The sequence below is a fragment of the Methylobacterium sp. WL116 genome, from assembly GCF_008039455.1.
GTDB lineage: Bacteria > Pseudomonadota > Alphaproteobacteria > Rhizobiales > Beijerinckiaceae > Methylobacterium.
In genome coordinates this window covers 1-1,174 of record NZ_VRUV01000877.1, presented here as the reverse complement: position 1 = coordinate 1,174, position 1,174 = coordinate 1, and the positions used below count along the sequence as shown (strand labels likewise).

General features: G+C 76.1%; 1 protein-coding gene. It reads left to right on the top strand.

The genetic code is table 11. The features are described from left to right. The coding region (locus tag FV223_RS28120) for a VWA domain-containing protein (protein ID WP_147729939.1) at positions 1-783 on the top strand (783 nt) is incomplete at its 5' end. Positions 784-1,174: the final 391 nt, after the last annotated feature.

Genomic DNA, 1,174 nt, shown 5'->3' with positions numbered 1-1,174 from the left:
GCCCTCGTCGTCGCGCTCGCCGGGCCCCGCCTCGTCCTGCCGGCCACCGCCCTGCCGGCCTCGGGCCGCGAGATCATGCTGGCGATGGACCTGTCCGGCTCGATGGAGCGGCGCGACTTCTCGCTCGACGGCGAGACCGTGAACCGCCTCGTCGCGGTCAAGCGCGTGGGCGCCGACTTCATCCGCCGCCGCGCCGGCGACCGCATCGGCCTGGTGATCTTCGCCGACCAGGCCTTCGTCGCGGCCGGGCTCACCTTCGACACGGCGAGCGTGGCGCGGGCCCTGGAGGAGGCGACGATCGGCCTCGTCGGCCGCTCCACCGGCATCGGCGACGGCCTCGGGCTGGCGCTGCGCCGGCTCGATCCGAAGGATTCCGGCATCGACGGCCAGCCGGTCGCGTCCTCGAAGGCGGTGATCCTGCTCTCCGACGGCGCCAACAACGCCGGCCAGACCACGCCGCGGGACGTGGCGGCATTGGCCAGGGACCTCGGCATCAAGGTCTACACCATCGCCCTCGGCCCCCGCGACATGGCCGACGCCGACGGCGAGCAGGACGTGGTCGACACCGAGACGCTGCGCGAGATGGCCGAGATCACCGGCGGCAAGGCGTTCCGGGTGCGGACCACCGACGACCTCGTCGCGGTGGCCGACGCCATCGACACCCTGGAGGGCGGCCGCGCCAAGGCCCCCCCGGTGCCCCTGCGCCGCGACCTCTGGCCCTGGCCGGCGGCGCTCGCCTTCGCCTGCGCCGGGCTGCTCCTGGCTTCCCGGAGGCGGGGATGATGCCAGCGCGCGGGCTCGTGCCCGCCTTGCCGCCGACCGTTTCGCGCATCCCCTCTCCCCGCACGCGGGGAGAGGGCCGCGACGACCCCGTCGTCGTCGCGGCGAGGCGGCAGCCGACGGTGAGGGGGCTTCGACCGGCGAGCCTCCCAGGGCACCGTCCCCTCACCGCCGCCTCGGCTTCGCCTCCGCTTCCCGGCCGCACGACGAGGTGCGGCCGGGCCTCTCCCCGCACGCGGGGAGAGGGGGGCCCTCCCCACTGCCGGGGCATCCCGCGATGACCGTCCTCGACGCCTACGCGCTGCTGCGGCCGTGGTGGCTGCTCGCGATTCCCCTGGTCGCCGTGCTGGCCTTCCGCGCCGCCGCCCGCGCCGCGCCCCTCGGCGACTGGGCG